This is a genomic window from Veillonella parvula DSM 2008 (assembly GCF_000024945.1).
GTDB classification, from domain to species: Bacteria; Bacillota; Negativicutes; order Veillonellales; family Veillonellaceae; genus Veillonella; species Veillonella parvula.
Window position 1 is genome coordinate 1,552,427 of record NC_013520.1, and the last position, 15,074, is coordinate 1,567,500.

Annotated in this window: 10 protein-coding genes, 3 tRNA genes, 1 pseudogene and 1 riboswitch; of the genes and pseudogenes, 1 reads left to right on the plus strand and 13 read right to left on the minus strand. The window is 39.9% G+C overall.

The features are described 5' to 3' along the window. Positions 1–46: 46 nt before the first annotated feature. The 11 genes and pseudogenes from hbs to VPAR_RS06900 form a co-directional block, all read right to left on the minus strand. Positions 47–346: a non-specific DNA-binding protein Hbs gene (gene hbs, locus VPAR_RS06855; protein ID WP_004696710.1), complete on the minus strand. Its 300-nt coding sequence runs from the start codon at positions 344–346 to the stop codon at positions 47–49. A gap of 51 nt (positions 347–397) precedes the next feature. Continuing rightward, complete coding sequence (gene mazG, locus VPAR_RS06860) at positions 398–1,168, minus strand: nucleoside triphosphate pyrophosphohydrolase (RefSeq protein WP_012864683.1); 771 nt, start codon at positions 1,166–1,168, stop codon at positions 398–400. Further along, complete coding sequence (locus VPAR_RS06865; RefSeq protein ID WP_012864684.1) at positions 1,152–2,759, minus strand: putative polysaccharide biosynthesis protein; 1,608 nt, start codon at positions 2,757–2,759, stop codon at positions 1,152–1,154. Before VPAR_RS06865 ends, mazG begins: the two co-directional genes overlap by 17 nt. Beyond that, positions 2,756–6,052, minus strand: a complete 3,297-nt coding sequence (gene mfd, locus VPAR_RS06870) for a transcription-repair coupling factor (protein ID WP_012864685.1) — start codon at positions 6,050–6,052, stop codon at positions 2,756–2,758. The genes VPAR_RS06865 and mfd overlap by 4 nt, the downstream gene beginning before the upstream one ends. A 187-nt stretch (positions 6,053–6,239) precedes the next feature. Continuing rightward, positions 6,240–6,324 (minus strand) — tRNA-Leu (locus VPAR_RS06875). Positions 6,325–6,890: 566 nt separating this feature from the next. Further along, positions 6,891–7,062, minus strand: a riboswitch (cobalamin riboswitch). A 137-nt stretch (positions 7,063–7,199) separates the two neighbouring features. Next, entirely contained in the window at positions 7,200–8,315 is a 1,116-nt protein-coding gene (locus tag VPAR_RS06880) for an ABC transporter permease (protein WP_012864686.1), read from the minus strand. Next, positions 8,315–9,427, minus strand: coding sequence for an ABC transporter permease (locus VPAR_RS06885; RefSeq protein WP_012864687.1), 1,113 nt, complete (start codon positions 9,425–9,427; stop codon positions 8,315–8,317). The genes VPAR_RS06880 and VPAR_RS06885 overlap by 1 nt, the downstream gene beginning before the upstream one ends. Next, positions 9,424–10,530, minus strand: coding sequence for an ABC transporter ATP-binding protein (locus VPAR_RS06890; protein ID WP_424164122.1), 1,107 nt, complete (start codon positions 10,528–10,530; stop codon positions 9,424–9,426). The genes VPAR_RS06885 and VPAR_RS06890 overlap by 4 nt, the downstream gene beginning before the upstream one ends. A 105-nt stretch (positions 10,531–10,635) precedes the next feature. Continuing rightward, positions 10,636–11,223, minus strand: a pseudogene (locus VPAR_RS09765) (ABC transporter ATP-binding protein); the annotation flags it as partial. A gap of 9 nt (positions 11,224–11,232) precedes the next feature. Continuing rightward, positions 11,233–12,273 (minus strand): HlyD family secretion protein, encoded by a 1,041-nt coding sequence (locus VPAR_RS06895; RefSeq protein ID WP_042466920.1) that lies wholly within the window; start codon positions 12,271–12,273, stop codon positions 11,233–11,235. A gap of 21 nt (positions 12,274–12,294) precedes the next feature. Then, positions 12,295–13,995 (minus strand): efflux transporter outer membrane subunit, encoded by a 1,701-nt coding sequence (locus VPAR_RS06900; RefSeq protein ID WP_012864690.1) that lies wholly within the window; start codon positions 13,993–13,995, stop codon positions 12,295–12,297. Between the two features lie 168 nt (positions 13,996–14,163). Between VPAR_RS06900 and VPAR_RS06905 the strand changes: the two genes are divergently transcribed. Next, on the plus strand, positions 14,164–14,442 hold the full coding sequence (locus VPAR_RS06905) for a helix-turn-helix domain-containing protein (protein ID WP_012864691.1): 279 nt from the start codon (positions 14,164–14,166) through the stop codon (positions 14,440–14,442). 125 nt (positions 14,443–14,567) lie between these two features. Here VPAR_RS06905 and VPAR_RS06910 read toward each other — a convergent pair. Continuing rightward, positions 14,568–14,644, minus strand: a tRNA-Arg gene (locus VPAR_RS06910). A 112-nt stretch (positions 14,645–14,756) separates the two neighbouring features. Further along, a tRNA-Trp gene (locus VPAR_RS06915) sits at positions 14,757–14,832 on the minus strand. Positions 14,833–15,074 lie beyond the last annotated feature (242 nt).

The following is a 15,074-nucleotide window of genomic DNA, read 5'->3' on the forward strand; positions in this document are numbered from 1 at the left end:
ATAAAAAAAAGAGACCTCGAAAGGTCTCTTTCACATCCAATATGGATTATTTTTTGCGTTTTTTAGCTTTTGCAGCGTTAACTTGTTCTTTCAAACCTTTACCAGCTTTGAATGCAGGAGATTTGGAAGCTGCAATTGTGATAGTTTTACCGTTTTGTGGGTTACGGCCTTCACGAGCTGCGCGTTCACGAACTTCGAAAGTACCGAAGCCGATAACTTGTACTTTACCACCAGCTGCTAATTCTTGAGCTACTGTGTCAAATACAGCTTTTACTGCTTTTTCAGCATCTTTTTTAGTTAATTCAGTTTTTTGTGCAACACTTGCGATTAATTCTGTTTTGTTCATGACAGAACCTCCTTAAAATTACAATACCTTAGAAGTGTATAAACCTCTAGGTTACTTTTCCTGCACTTTAGCCTCCTCCCAAAAAGCATCCAGCTCAGCTAATGAAAAGTCTTCCCATGAGCGATCGCTTTGGTTAACACAAGCTTCTACATGTAAAAAACGCTGTCGGAACTTTGTGTTTGTGCGATTTAGTGCATTTTCACCGCTTATTTTATACCATCTGAATAGATTAATCAAGGAAAAAAGCACATCTCCTGCTTCTTTTTCCATATTTTCTCTATCATTTTGATCAATAGCCTCCTTAAATTCCTCCATTTCTTCGGAAACTTTAGCCCAAACAGGATCAAGCTCATCCCAGTCAAAACCTAGCTTCGCGGCCATTTCTTGGAGCTTATAAGCCGCCACTAAAGCAGGCAAACTTTTCGATACACCATCCAATACAGAATTTTGAATATTTTTCTTTTCTTGTGCCTTTAATTCATCCCAAGTGTATGACTTTTCATCTTTTTCAGGATTAAAAACACGAGGATGACGACGAATCATTTTTTCAGCAACATCATTAATTACATCTTGAAGTGTAAAATGACCAGCCTCCTCTGCTAATTGACTGTGAAAGACAACTTGCAATAATACATCACCTAACTCTTCACGAAGATTTGGCATATCTTTATTATCAATGGCATCTACTACCTCGTAAGTCTCTTCTATAAAATAGCGGCGTAAAGATTCATGCGTTTGCTTTTGATCCCAAGGACAGCCATTTGGTGCACGCAAAGTTTTCACTACATCGACTAAAGGTTGAATATCAATATTGTTCTTCATATAGCTTTGCTTCCTCCCTATTGCGTCGAGCTTGTAAGCGCTTGCCTATGATTGGGAAATGGTAAATATCATCTTTTACGACAGCTTTAGTAAGCCATAACGATAAACCATATACAAAAATAGCCACTACAATTGCTGCAGCCACAGCGCCACCATTGTCTAATAAATCAACAGTGCTCACATAGATGACTTGTGTAGCACCGCCCATGGCCATGGCAGATACTATTATTTTTAATAACTCTAATGTGTTCAGTACCGAACCTACATATCTTTTTACAAAAATATAGTTAATAAGCGCTGCAATAGCAAAGTTTAAATTCGTCGCCCAAGCTGCACCATTAATGCCCAACTCAACACTGCCTGTCAACTCATAATCTAAGAATGTCTTCACTAATAAGCCTATAAAAATCGACACCATAGGAATTACTGTCCTTCCTAATCCTTGTAAAACACCTGCAGTAACCTGCTGCCAACCGAGGAACACAATACTCAAGCTAATAACAGCAATAACAGGCCCTGCGTGGGGTGTTGCATATATTAGTTGTGATATTGGCGTAGCTAGTACACAAAGTCCAATGCAGGCTGGAATCGTAAACATATTAGCAATTTTAATCGCCGTTTCCGCCCGTTTCACGATGCGATGTACATCACCTTGAGTATGTGCCTCAGATACGGCTGGTACAAGACTAGCGGCTAAGGACGTAGTTAGAATAATTGGCAACCCAATCAGAGATGTTGCCATACCCGTTAAATAGCCAAATTGTGTGGTTGCTTCATTGAGATAGTATCCAATATCCATCAATCGTTTTGGGACGATAAATGTATCAATGAGCGATACCATAGGAAGCATAATATTCGCCATAGAAACAGGTATAGCAAGGCTAAACAAGCGTTTAACTACGGTGCCATTACTTTCACAAATAGCATTAGGATTCTGTTGTGAAAGCATCTTCTCTCGAACATTGCGTTGTCGGTAGTAAAAATAAATTAATACCAGTAACCCTGCCAATACGCCTGGGAATGTAGCAAAGGTCGCACCACCTGCCGCCAAATGGAGTCCACGATCAATAAAGTAGTATGCTAAACCTACCATAGATGACACGCGAAAGATCTGTTCAAATACTTGACTTGTACCAGTAGGCACCATATACTGGAAACCTTGGAAATACCCTCTAAAACAGCTTAGGATAGTCACTACAAAAATAGCTGGAGATAATAATTGAATAGCAATTAAAGCGCGTGGATCAGTGATGATTTGATTATCTACGAGCCATTGTGCACTACCATATAAGGCCAAACTAAATACTAGCCCTAATATAGCGAGTACCCTCAAAGATACAGAAAATACTTGTTGTACGCCTCGCATATCATCATTAGCAAGTTTTTCCGCAATCATAATAGATATGGCTACAGGAATACCTGCAGCAGAAATACTAACGATAATTTGATAGATTGGATAGGCCATCATATATAGGCCAATCCCTTCACCACCTAAAATCCGTGCGATAAGAACTTTACTAAACGCACCGATGACCTTCACGATAATACCGGCTAAGGTTAAAATCATGGCACCCTTTAAAAATCGATTCATAGGCCCTCCTTAGTCGGTGACTTGTGGCTAAGAGCCTTTATCACCGCTTCCGTAATGGTCAAAATAGAACCTTTCATACCATTAAGGCTCACATATAATGTGGCTGGTTTGGTATCCATAAACTTCATTTTTTTCCATAAATCTTCTGGTACAGCCCCCATATCCCAATCGGCCATTTTAGAATCGTCATGCCAATGGATAGTGAGTTGCTTATCTCTACGGACGACACTCTTAATGCCCAGTAGACGTGCTTGCTCCTTAATTTGAGCAATGCGCAACAAACGGTCTACTGGATCGGTTGGTGTACCAAAGCGATCAATGAGCTCATCCGTCATATCGTCGAGTTGCTCTTTAGATTTAATATGTAACAATCGTTGGTATACAGAAATCTTACGAGCACTATCTTTGATATACGCATCATCAATAAACGCATCTACCTCTAAGTCGATAGCTGGATCAATGGATACATCTCGCTCAACTTCTTTATTTTGAGCCTTTGCAATCGCCTCTTCTAACATACTCACGTACATGCCAAAGCCGACAGATGCGATATTACCATGTTGCTGTGAACCTAATAGATTACCGGCACCGCGAATCTCTAAATCTCGCATGGCTAACTTAAATCCTGCGCCGAGCTCAGTGAACTCCTCTATGGCTTTCAAACGCTTTTCAGCTGCCTCTGAAAGTATTTTATCTGGCCGATACATAAAGTATGCATAAGCACGTCTACGAGAACGGCCTACACGCCCTCGCATTTGGTATAGCTGAGATAAACCTAAACGGTCTGCATCATAAATGATGATAGTATTGGCATTAGGAATATCTAAGCCGGTTTCAATGATACTTGTAGACAAGAGCACATCATAATGACCTTCATAGAAATCGGTCATAATCTCCTCAATTTGACGGCCTGTCATCTGTCCATGAGCAACAGCATAACGCAAACCAGGCAATGCAGATTCTAATAGTTCTCCCATATGATTAATAGATGCGACACGGTTATATACGAAATAGACCTGTCCACCTCTTGCAAGTTCTCGTTTGATAGCATCTGCTATGAGATTCATATCGTATTCCACCACATAGGTTTGAACAGGCAATCGCTCCTCTGGCGGAGTATTGATAACAGACATTTCTCGAACGCCAACAAGGGACATATGTAAAGTCCGCGGAATCGGTGTAGCACTCAAGGTGAGTACATCGATATTGCTAGCCCACTCTTTCCACTTTTCTTTTTGTGCTACCCCAAAACGTTGCTCCTCGTCTACAACAAGCATTCCTAAGTCTTTGAATACCACCTTTTTGTTAAGTAATGAATGGGTTCCAATGAGAATATCAATAGATCCATCCTCTACGCCTTTAAGAATTTGTTTTTTCTCTGATGTAGTTCGGAATCGATTAAGCACATCTACTTTTACCCCAAATGGAGCAAAGCGATTCAAAAAAGTTTGGAAATGTTGCTGTGCTAAAACCGTAGTTGGTACAAGTACTGCCACTTGTTTTCCGCTCATAACGGCCTTGAAAATGGCGCGCATAGCCACTTCCGTTTTACCAAATCCTACATCACCAGCGAGCAGGCGATCCATAGGAACAGGTCGTTCCATAGATTCTTTAATTTCCGCCGTAGCCTGTAACTGGTCTTCCGTCTCCTCATATGGGAACGCATCTTCAAACTCTTGCTGCCATGGTTGATCCGGCAAGAATGCAAAGCCTTCTGTGATTTCTCGTTGTGCATATATCTCAACGAGCTTATCTGCCAAATCATCAATGGATTTTTTTGCCTTTGTAACAACTTTAGCCCAGTCACGGCCACCCATCTTATGAATACGAGGCACATCACCTTCATTGCCGATGTATTTTTGTAACTGATCTAAATTATTTGCAGGTAAGAACAATTTATCCGTTCCAGCATAAGCGATTTCAATATAGTCCCGATGGATGCCTTCCGTTTCTATCGTTTTAAGACCAATATACTTACCGATACCGTGCATACTATGTACAACATAGTCACCAGGGGTTAAATCCGTGAAATAATTGATTTCTTGGCCCTTTTTAGGCTTATTCCGAAGCTTGCGCTTTTGCTGTCCGTAAATATTGCCTTCTACCACAACCACAAGATGGCTATTAGGCAATTCAAAGCCATCTGTTAATAACCCATTTAAAATAATAACGGTATTAGGCTTAGCAATCCATGTATCACTATGAGTAAATACAATATGCTCCCCTTCAAGGGCACGCTCAATACCTTCTCGTCGTTGCTGATTATTTAGTACTATCACCACTTGATGATGTAAACGATGCCATTGCTTAATTTCATCTGTTAATAGTGGAATTTGACGCTCAAAACTCGTCATCGTCTTCCCTTGAATACCGATAGGGTTAAATCCAGTGAGACCGATAGAGCGTTGTTGCATAAATGTAAAAGCCACTTGATTCCTAGCATCTACAGTACGTTGTAGTTCATTCCAATCACAATGATTTTTCCGATGTGTAGGATCTTCTTTTAAGAATTTCTTTAACGCCTCTTGAATACGCCCAGGCTCATCATAAATTAGAGTGCCCTCTTTCACATAAGATAATAAAGTACTGTCCGCATCACTTTTACCAAGAAAGAAAGGCGTCACCGTGTAGGATTCAATTTGCTCAATGGAACGTTGATTCTCAACGGAGAAGAAACGCAATGTATCGATCTCATCGCCAAAGAATTCAATACGAATCGGATGATCACTATTTACAGGATAAATATCCAAAATATCTCCACGCACAGCAAAATGACCACGTTGTTCCACCTGGTCTACGCGTTCATATCCAATTGTTACGAGCTGTTCAAGGGCTACATCACGTTCAATTGCATCATTTAAAGCAAAATGCAACGATTGCCCCTTTAAGTAATGAGGCGATACAACATACTGTGTAACCTCTTCAGCATTGGCAATGACTACTGCCGGCTCTTGCCACGCCAACAGTGCTAATGCTCGCATCTGCGCACCTTGGACTTCAAGACTGCGAGCCACAGTCGTAAAGTCTACATGATCTGTTGTAGGAAATGATAAGACTGGTGCATTAGGCATGAAAAAAGCTAAGTCCCGTTCCCACATCTCCTTATGGTCCTTATCATGGACTACGATGACTACAGGTTTTGTAAGACCTGCAGAAAAAGATTGACTTAAGAGGAAACTCTTTTGAGATCCGCTAAGACCATATATGACTGACTTCCCCTTTCGCTGAAATGCGTTTAGCCCATCCACAAAGGATGGGTTCTGTGAAAGCAGTTTTGTTAATGTATTATCCATACTGCACCATATAGTATTACTATGATTGTATTAATTAAATAGTTCTAACTAATATATTATAACATATAACGTAGTAGTTAAATCTGTACCTATCTTGCTATCAGATTGTATGTGTTTATCGATATAAATATCCACGTTAATACTTAATTTAGGCAAAAAAAATACACCTCTATAGGTGCAATAAAGTTGGTGCGGGAGAAGGGACTTGAACCCCCACGCCGTAAGGCGCCAGATCCTAAGTCTGGTGCGTCTGCCAATTCCGCCACTCCCGCGTCTCAACTGAAATAATAATATCATGTATGTAATTCATCGTCAATCATTTTTTTATAAATGACATAAAATTCATACATCGAAAAATATATTCCAAGGAAAATAATTATCTAAACCTTACAATTTACGTAAACCTAAAACAAATTCTAAATCTAAAGACTCTTAACTCTACAATTGTATATATATTAACGCTTAACGCCTCATCTAAACCTTAACGCTACAGGTCTCAATCTAAAAGTTCTTACTGATAATTAATATTTGCAAAATAAAAAGAGACTGACCCAGAATCCGAACTACTAGAACCCTGGGTCAGCCTCTTTTTTAGGATGATGATGAATAAATGCATGCCCTACATTTACCATAAAATATATTAACAGTCATAACATACGTCATGCTGGTAATACCAAGAAGGTAAATCCACCATGACCATAGCACGACAATTAGGTCGTATAGAACTAAAATCTAAATTAAATATAATACAATTTAGATCCTATAGAACTAAAAAATCCTTTTTACGGATACGTAAAAAGGAGCTATTAACTTCTCCTCCCTATCTCTCGTAGGTCAAATGGTGAATGTTGAATAGGCAGTTCTCCTGACTCGGCTTCATCGCTCATCTAGCCTTCCCAGTTTCCCAGTGACTTAATTTAGACTCGCTCGACCATACAGTGGCGGGACCGTGCTGGCATTTAACCAGCTTCTCTATTATGCTTTTCAGCACCTATTCCCAAATATGATGTTTTCTATGCTTTTATTCTAACAGTCTAAATTCATTTCGTCAATACGGCAAAAGCATATTTATTAATAAAAAAAAGCTATATAGTTCTGCCGTATTGTTATAACAGAAATTAATAATTCAACTAGCTAAAAAACAAACTTATCCCACACGATTTCTAAACAACCACCCCGCCATTGACATAGTAACAATAGTTAATATAATCATAGGAATAAAGTTAAACCAAATATCCGTCAATCCTGCACCTTCTAGATAAATTCTGCGCATTGCCTCAACAGAAAACCGCATAGGATTTCCATATGTAAGATATTGCAATATTTTCGGCATATTATGTACAGGTGTGATTAATCCGGACAATAAGGCTAGTGGAAAAAGAAAGACAAAAACATATACGAGAACTTGCTGCATATTTTTTGCAATAGCCGAAATAGATAATCCCAATCCAATACTACTACTTATAAACGTAAACAACACGGCATACACAAGAAATATATTGCCCCGAAATGGAACTTTAAACCAAAACATGGCTATTAATAACAATACAGTACTTTGAAACAGTCCTATTATCATGGGTGGTATAGACTTTGCAATCAAAATTTGCATAGATGATACGGGCGTCACCAATAATTGATCAAAGGTCCCCTGCTCTCGTTCTCTCGCCACAGATAAGCCCCCCAGCATGATAACTTGTGTCATACTGATCAATATAACGAGACCTGTCAAGAAAGTCCAGGAAGACTGCTGATTTTCATTGTACCAGGTACGAGATTCAATCGTGATTCCCTTATACTCAACACCTAACCAAGTCTGATTGAATTGAGAAATGATTTGCCCCATATAGGCTGCGGCAAGACCTGAAGTCATTGTATTCGTTCCATTTACAATAACAGTAATAGATGTAGGTTGTTTATGCTTTAAGTTTTCTTCAAAATCCTGAGGTATGATAACCGCCATAATAACCTTGTTGGAGTCTATTAATGGTGCGATTATATCCGGAGAGTTCACAGATTGATACAGTTCAAAAACACCGGATGAATTAATAGTCGATTCTAATGCAGCTGCGGTCTGCGTATGACTTTCATCAATCAATACATAGGGAACCTTGTTGAGATTATAGGTTGCGGCATAACCGAAAAGGAACCCTTGAATAAGAACCGGTAACAGTAAGATTATACGAGTTTTCGGATCTTTGAAGGTGGCTAATAGCTCTTTCCATATGATAGCAACAATTTGGTTCCAGTACAGGCGCCAATTCATTATTCCACCTTCTTCCGCGTAATATAAATCGTCAATATTGTAAAGCAAATAGCAAACCCAGATAATACAACGCTATTTTTAATGATCAAATACCAGTTATTTCCACCGAGAAACAATGATTTTAGTAATTCTAAAAAATATGTAGGAGGTAAAAGCCGTGAAATATATTGAATCACCACAGGTTGTGAATGTGGATCAAATAAAAACCCCGTCAATATCAACGCCGGTAAAAAACTGGTAAGTAACGCCATTTGACAAGCTAAGAACTGTTTCTTCGTAAACGCAGATATAAGTAGTCCCATATTTAAGGAAACAATCAAATACAATGTGGACACGATGCAGATGATCCATAAGGAACCACGCATAGGTACTTCATAAAAGAAATACGAAACACCGAGGCAAAACAACAGCCCCAACATGGCCAATACATAATAAGGCACTACCTTAGCCAAAATAATTTCAATAGGCTTAACTGGTGTAACAAATAAAGCCTCGAAAGTACCACGTTCCCATTCTCTAGCCATAACGACAGCCGTAAGAAAAACGGATACAATCGTCATGATAATCATGATGAGCCCGGGAATCAAAAACCAGGTACTCGTATTTGCCTCATTAAACCACATACGATGGTTCATTGTTATATATCCACCACGTAACATAAACGGAATATTCTTAACGGCCCATAAATTAATAGCTGAGTTTACATAACTTTCTATGCTCATCGCTACCGAAGTATCGACACCGTAGTAGATTCCCTGTACCTTTCCTTGTCCGCGCATAACTTGAGACGAAAAATCCTGTGGAATCACCAGTATAGCATCTACCTTTCGTTTTTCTAGCAATAGTTCCGCCGTCTTTCTATCGCGAACCGCTATAGGTTGAAAGTACTCAGAGCCGTATAAGGAGTCATACACACTTTGGGTCATCGAATCTTGACGTTCCATAACCACTGCTATCGGCACGTGTTTAACATCCAAAGTAACCCCTGAACCGATGAGGATAATAAGTAGTATCGGTAGCACAACCCCCAACAAAATAGTGCTGGGGTCGCGCAATACTTGTAAGTTTTCCTTATATACCAATGAGGAAAACCGTCTTATAAATCCGTTCATACGTCCTCCTCCTGTTCCCGTTTTTCCAGTATGACGGAGATAAACGCTTCATCCATAGTACAAGTCTCGTCGCCAGCAGTCCGTCTAACCTCATCATGTGTTCCTAGCACAACGAGTTTCCCTGCATCCTGAATCATAATACGGTCACAATATTCCGATTCATCCATAAAATGAGTCGTAATAATAATCGTTGTTCCTCGATTTGATAAAGAAGTAATCTGTCTCCAGAAATTACGCCGTGTAAGAGGATCAATACCACTTGTGGGCTCATCCAAGAAAAGAATTTTAGGCTCATGCATTAGCGCAGCTGCCATGGACAAGCGCTGTTTATAACCACCGGGCAAATCACCGGCTATCATATCTCTCACATCGTTCAGATGAAACTCCTTAATAACAGCTTCTATTCGATTATCCTTTTTTTGACCGTACAAACCATACACACCAGCAAAAAATTCTAGATTTTCCATAACGGACAAATTGCCGTACAAAGAAAACTTTTGCGCTACATAGCCAAAATTGCTTCTTGCCGCCGTACGAGATTTAACGACATCAACACCAGCTACACGTAAATCACCGCTCGTTACAGGTAATAAGCCACACAACATACGAAATGTCGTCGTCTTGCCGGCTCCGTTTGGTCCAAGCAATCCGAATACTTCTCCGCGCTGCACCGTAAATGATGTATTAGCTACCGCCGTAAAATCACCGAATGTTCTCACCAAATGAGATACAGAAATTTCTACTGGACGCTCAACCATTTCATTTGGGGACAACAAACGCTTTCGTTCTTTCTCTATCGCACTTTCATCCAAATCCATATCGATAGCATCTAAAAGGGAAGTCCCCTGTTTCGAAGTAAACTCATCCTCTTTTAACAGCATCATAAAGGTATCTTCCAAACGGCTCTGAACTGGTTGTTCCTCCATACCGTACTCATTAAGCCATGGAATCGAAAGCATTTCTTTTGTTTTTATGTACCTCACGGCACCGGCCTCCGGAACTGCATCCGCCACACATTTTCTATCATCCATCAATGCGGCCTGTACATTTCGCATGCTCAATGACTTCGGAATTTTTACCTGAAAGCATCGCCCCTCAGACATTTGAGTCAATTCATTCGGTGTCCCAGTTGCTAAAAACCGCCCTTTATTAAGGACGAAAACATCTTTACAACGCTCCGCCTCATCTAAGTATGCAGTACTAACAAGTACGCTGATTCCATCTGTACGTACTAACGACTCTAAAATCTCCCATAACTCTCGCCTTGAAAATGGATCGACCCCTACGGTAGGCTCATCAAGCAATAATAACTCTGGAGATCGTACAAGTGTACAAGCCAGGCTGAGTTTTTGCTTCATACCACCCGATAATTTACCGGCAGGACGCTTCGTAAATTTTGCTAGCCCCGTCATATGCAGTAATTTTTCGAACCGTTCCGTTCTCTCCCCCAAAGGGATACCATGTAAATCTGCATAGAGATTCATGTTTTCACTGACGGATAATTCCTCATAAAGCCCAAACTTCTGAGGCATATAACTGAGTTTATCTTGAACTTCCTGCGAATATACTTTCACATTCATTCCAAGGACATCTAAAGAGCCGGACGTGGAGTCCAACAAACCGGCTATCAACCGGATAAGCGTTGTTTTTCCCGCACCATCCGGTCCCACTAATGCCGTTAAACAACCTTTCCGAATTTTAAAATCCAGATAGTCCAATGCTATTTTAGGAGCAGCTCCAACAATAGGAAATTCTTTATATAATTGTGACGCTTTGATTGCATATACATCATTCACCGCACACCTCTATATATCAATGGAAACAGTGGCAGGCATTCCTAAACGAAGGCGATTATTTGGGTCATCCACATATACCCGCACTTCATACACAAGGGTAGTACGCACATCTTCCGTTTCTACCGATTTAGGGGTAAATTCCGCTACGGAGGAAATATATCCGATTGTGCCGTGAATCGGTTCGTTCTTATATGTATCCGTTGTTACATTTGCTGCCATACCATTATAAATTTTCCCTAAATCTCGTTCGTTCACATATACACGAACCCACTTTTTGGTATTCTCAGCCAACTTAAATACAGGTGTACTCGGTGAAGCCATATCACCGACCTGTAATAATCGGGCCGTTATAACACCATCTATAGGAGCCGTTAATACAGTTTGGTTTAACAAAAACTCCTGACGAGCCAATTCACTTTTCATCGAATCCAATTGTGCTTGGGCCTGTGCTATATCTTCCTGTCTTGGCCCTGCGACAGCTAAATTGTATGCTTGCTGAGCCTCATTTAATTTGGCTTCCGATACTTTCACCTTCGCCTGTATATCATCTACAGACTGTCGACTGACGGCCTTACCATTTGAAGCATTATATGATTTTTGTAACTTCTCTGCTTCTTGTTTCGATTGAGCTAATGCAGCTTCTGCAGATGTAACTCGTGCCGATGCTTGAGCGATTTCTTCTGGTCTACTACCTGCTTGCAACTTGGCCACTATAGCTTCCTGTGCCGCAATGGTAGCCTTAGCCTGCTGTACAGCAAGATTCAATTCATCAGAATGTAAATACCCCAAAATCTGTCCTTGGCTCACGACCGCACCTTCATCCACTAACAGGCTGGCAATCCGATCACTTCCCCGAAATGCAACATTCACTTCCCGCAGATTCACATTACCTTGCAACACGATGTGATGAGAGGCCATGTACGCTTCGTATTGATTATAAGCATAATATCCTACGCCACCCAAAATTATTAGAAAAGCAATCATTATACCTACGCACTTTTTTTTATTATTCGCCATCCAACGTTTAAGGACATCAAGTTTCTCTTTCATAATCATTCCCCGTTTCTCACACTATTTCTTAGCATGCGAATCCGCCTCTGCCTCCTGATCCATGTCCATGGCTTCCCAACCACCGCCTAAGGATTTGAATAAACGAACGGTATCAGCAAACTCTTGCCCCCGACTCATGATATATTGCCGCCTTGCAGACAATACATTTCTTCGTGCATCAAGAACACTTAAGTAATCGCTAAGACCGGAGTCAAAATTGGTTTGCGCCAAAGATTCTGCTTGCTGTGCAGATTCTACAGCAGATTTCAATTCCTCAGACTTAATATGATCCTGAGATGCATCCGTCACCGCATTTCGGACCTCCCCTACAGCTTTCAAAACAGTCTCTTCGTAAAGTGCCAAGTATTCCTGTTCCTTTTCCGTTTGTACTTTTATATTCTTACGAATAGCACCGGCATTGAAAATAGGCATAGTGATAGATGGTCCTATTCCTATCATTTTACCAATAGCTGAAATAAGACCTCCCGATGAAAACGACTCCAAGCCTATACTGCCATTTAATGAAAATCTAGGCTTAAGGTCAGACTTTGCAGCCTTGGTTTTCTGTTGTTGTGCCGCAATACGTCGTTCCGCCGCCTGAATATCGGGCCGTTGTCGTAAAGCTTCCGCCGGTATGCCAATAAACATGTGTGGATCCACCGTAGGTAATGAAGTATTTTCCATCAATAACCCGTCAATCTCGCCTGGAACTGTTCCTGTCAATATAGAAAGAGCAGACATTGTGGAAGCTATATTTTTCTTTAATGAAGGAATCTCCGCTTGAGTCTGAGATAATGCATATGTAGCCTGTTGTACAGGTAATTCGTTGATAATACCAGACTGATAATTTATCTTAATCAGTTCCAACGCTTCCTGCTGACGCTTCACATCCTCTTCCGTTATGCGCAATTGCTCCTGTAAAGTTCTTAACGACATATACTGTAATGCTGTTTCCGCGCTCAATGATACCCAGGTGGAATATAAATCCGCCTGTGATGCTTGTAACGAATTTGATGCAGCACGTGATTTTGCTTTTTGTCTCCCGAATATATCAATTTCCCATCGCGCATCAATTCCCAATTTACCGGTTTCTACATTTCTCGTCATCTTATCAGGTATAGGCAAATTATTTATCGCTTCTTGGTCCGAATCCCATTCGCCTTGCCCTCTATTAGCCGACCATGAACCGGAAGCATCTAGCCAAGGTAATCGTTGTGCTTCAGCAATTCCCAACTGTAACCGCCCTTGTCTAACTCGAGAACGAGCTACCTCTAACTGCCGATTATTTTTGAGTGTCAAATCAATTAATTGATCCAATACAGGATCATTAAAAACCTTCCACCAATGGGCTAATTCTTCTTCACTGACCGCTTTTCCTTCTACAACCTCATACGGTAACGGATGTTTTCCCGCTTCTTCTACCCAAAAATGTTCATTTAATTCTTTAGTTGCTTTTTGTTTCTCTGAAAGCTTAGGCTCTTCAGCAGCAGTGCTCTTTTTCTTCTTTTTTTTGCCATCCTTGTAATACGATGCAATAACAGGACTGCCTTGGTCAGAATCGTCAACAGTTTTTTCAGACCTATGCTGTACTGTCGTATTATCTCGACTCATTCGATTCGCATCGCCGTTTGATTGACTAAAACTGACGCCCGCGCTAGCACTCCAAGCCCCTAATGCTAAACATATATAAACAATTAAAAGTTGTTTTCTATTCGTCATCATAGCAAACCTCTTTTCATTTCCATATATATCAGTATCATTGTATGTTCATCTTATAATATAAAACCATTATGTATCAATAATATGAAGTATCATTTTAATCTAACTTGAGTTTTATCAAACTTTCACATAAAATAAAAATGTATTAATATAATTCAAGTGGAGGCGATTATGTATATCGGTGAAATCATTAAAAGCTATCGCGAACAACATAATATGACGATCGAAGAATTCGCAAACAAATCGAATCTAAGTCAAGCAGAAATCAACCAATTGGAAGAATTATTTCAAAGCGATGGAACAACACCTTATCCTGTTGCAATGCGACAAATTAAAAGTATAGCTGAAGCCATCGAACAGCCAATCCCCATCATTATGAATCTTATTTCTGCAGATCAAGAAATTGTCGTTAACGTAGTAGCTGAATCAGATCAGCCACATGCGAAATAATAAAACTTAGTTAATTAAATAAAGATCATTAGCTCATAAAAGGACCCTACATAAATATGTAGAGTCCTTTATATACATATAAAAAAAAAAATAAAAAAGCACCACATTACTGTGATGCTTTAATTTGGTGACCCAGAAGGGATTCGAACCCCTGGCCTTTTGATTCGTAGTCAAACGCTCTATCCAGCTGAGCTACTGAGTCATGTACAAGGTACTCACTTATATTAACATAATGATTGCAGCTACGCAAGCATTTTTTAATATTTTTTGAGTAATTTTATGGACATGCGGTCCGAAGACCGCCATCCAAAATTTGGCAGGGGCAGTAGGACTTGAACCCACAACCAACGGTTTTGGAGACCGCTACTCTACCAATTGAGCTATACCCCTATGTTCATCAAGCTTTGCTTGATACTTGATTAGTTTAACAAATATTACATACTCTGTCAAGAAATAAAGGCTTTTTAATCGATAAAATAATAGTGATTATTAAAGGAAAAGAGCCCTTTCTCAAGGGCTCTTATGTCTACCTAACTTTTACCTTTATATATACGGGAGATGGTATATATAATTAGAGAGTTTTGTATATGTATTGTTTTGTTTATACACAGGGAGAGTATTGTTGTGTATTT

What these genes read in the sequence shown, in the direction of transcription:
- hbs (WP_004696710.1), bottom strand. Translation starts at nt 346, where the DNA reads ATGAACAAAACAGAATTAATCGCAAGTGTTGCACAAAAAACTGAATTA.
- mazG (WP_012864683.1), bottom strand. Translation starts at nt 1,168, where the DNA reads ATGAAGAACAATATTGATATTCAACCTTTAGTCGATGTAGTGAAAACT.
- VPAR_RS06865 (WP_012864684.1), bottom strand. Translation starts at nt 2,759, where the DNA reads ATGAATCGATTTTTAAAGGGTGCCATGATTTTAACCTTAGCCGGTATT.
- mfd (WP_012864685.1), bottom strand. Translation starts at nt 6,052, where the DNA reads ATGGATAATACATTAACAAAACTGCTTTCACAGAACCCATCCTTTGTG.
- VPAR_RS06880 (WP_012864686.1), bottom strand. Translation starts at nt 8,315, where the DNA reads ATGAATTGGCGCCTGTACTGGAACCAAATTGTTGCTATCATATGGAAA.
- VPAR_RS06885 (WP_012864687.1), bottom strand. Translation starts at nt 9,427, where the DNA reads ATGAACGGATTTATAAGACGGTTTTCCTCATTGGTATATAAGGAAAAC.
- VPAR_RS06890 (WP_424164122.1), bottom strand. Translation starts at nt 10,530, where the DNA reads ATGTCTGAGGGGCGATGCTTTCAGGTAAAAATTCCGAAGTCATTGAGC.
- VPAR_RS06895 (WP_042466920.1), bottom strand. Translation starts at nt 12,273, where the DNA reads ATGAAAGAGAAACTTGATGTCCTTAAACGTTGGATGGCGAATAATAAA.
- VPAR_RS06900 (WP_012864690.1), bottom strand. Translation starts at nt 13,995, where the DNA reads ATGATGACGAATAGAAAACAACTTTTAATTGTTTATATATGTTTAGCA.
- VPAR_RS06905 (WP_012864691.1), top strand. Translation starts at nt 14,164, where the DNA reads ATGTATATCGGTGAAATCATTAAAAGCTATCGCGAACAACATAATATG.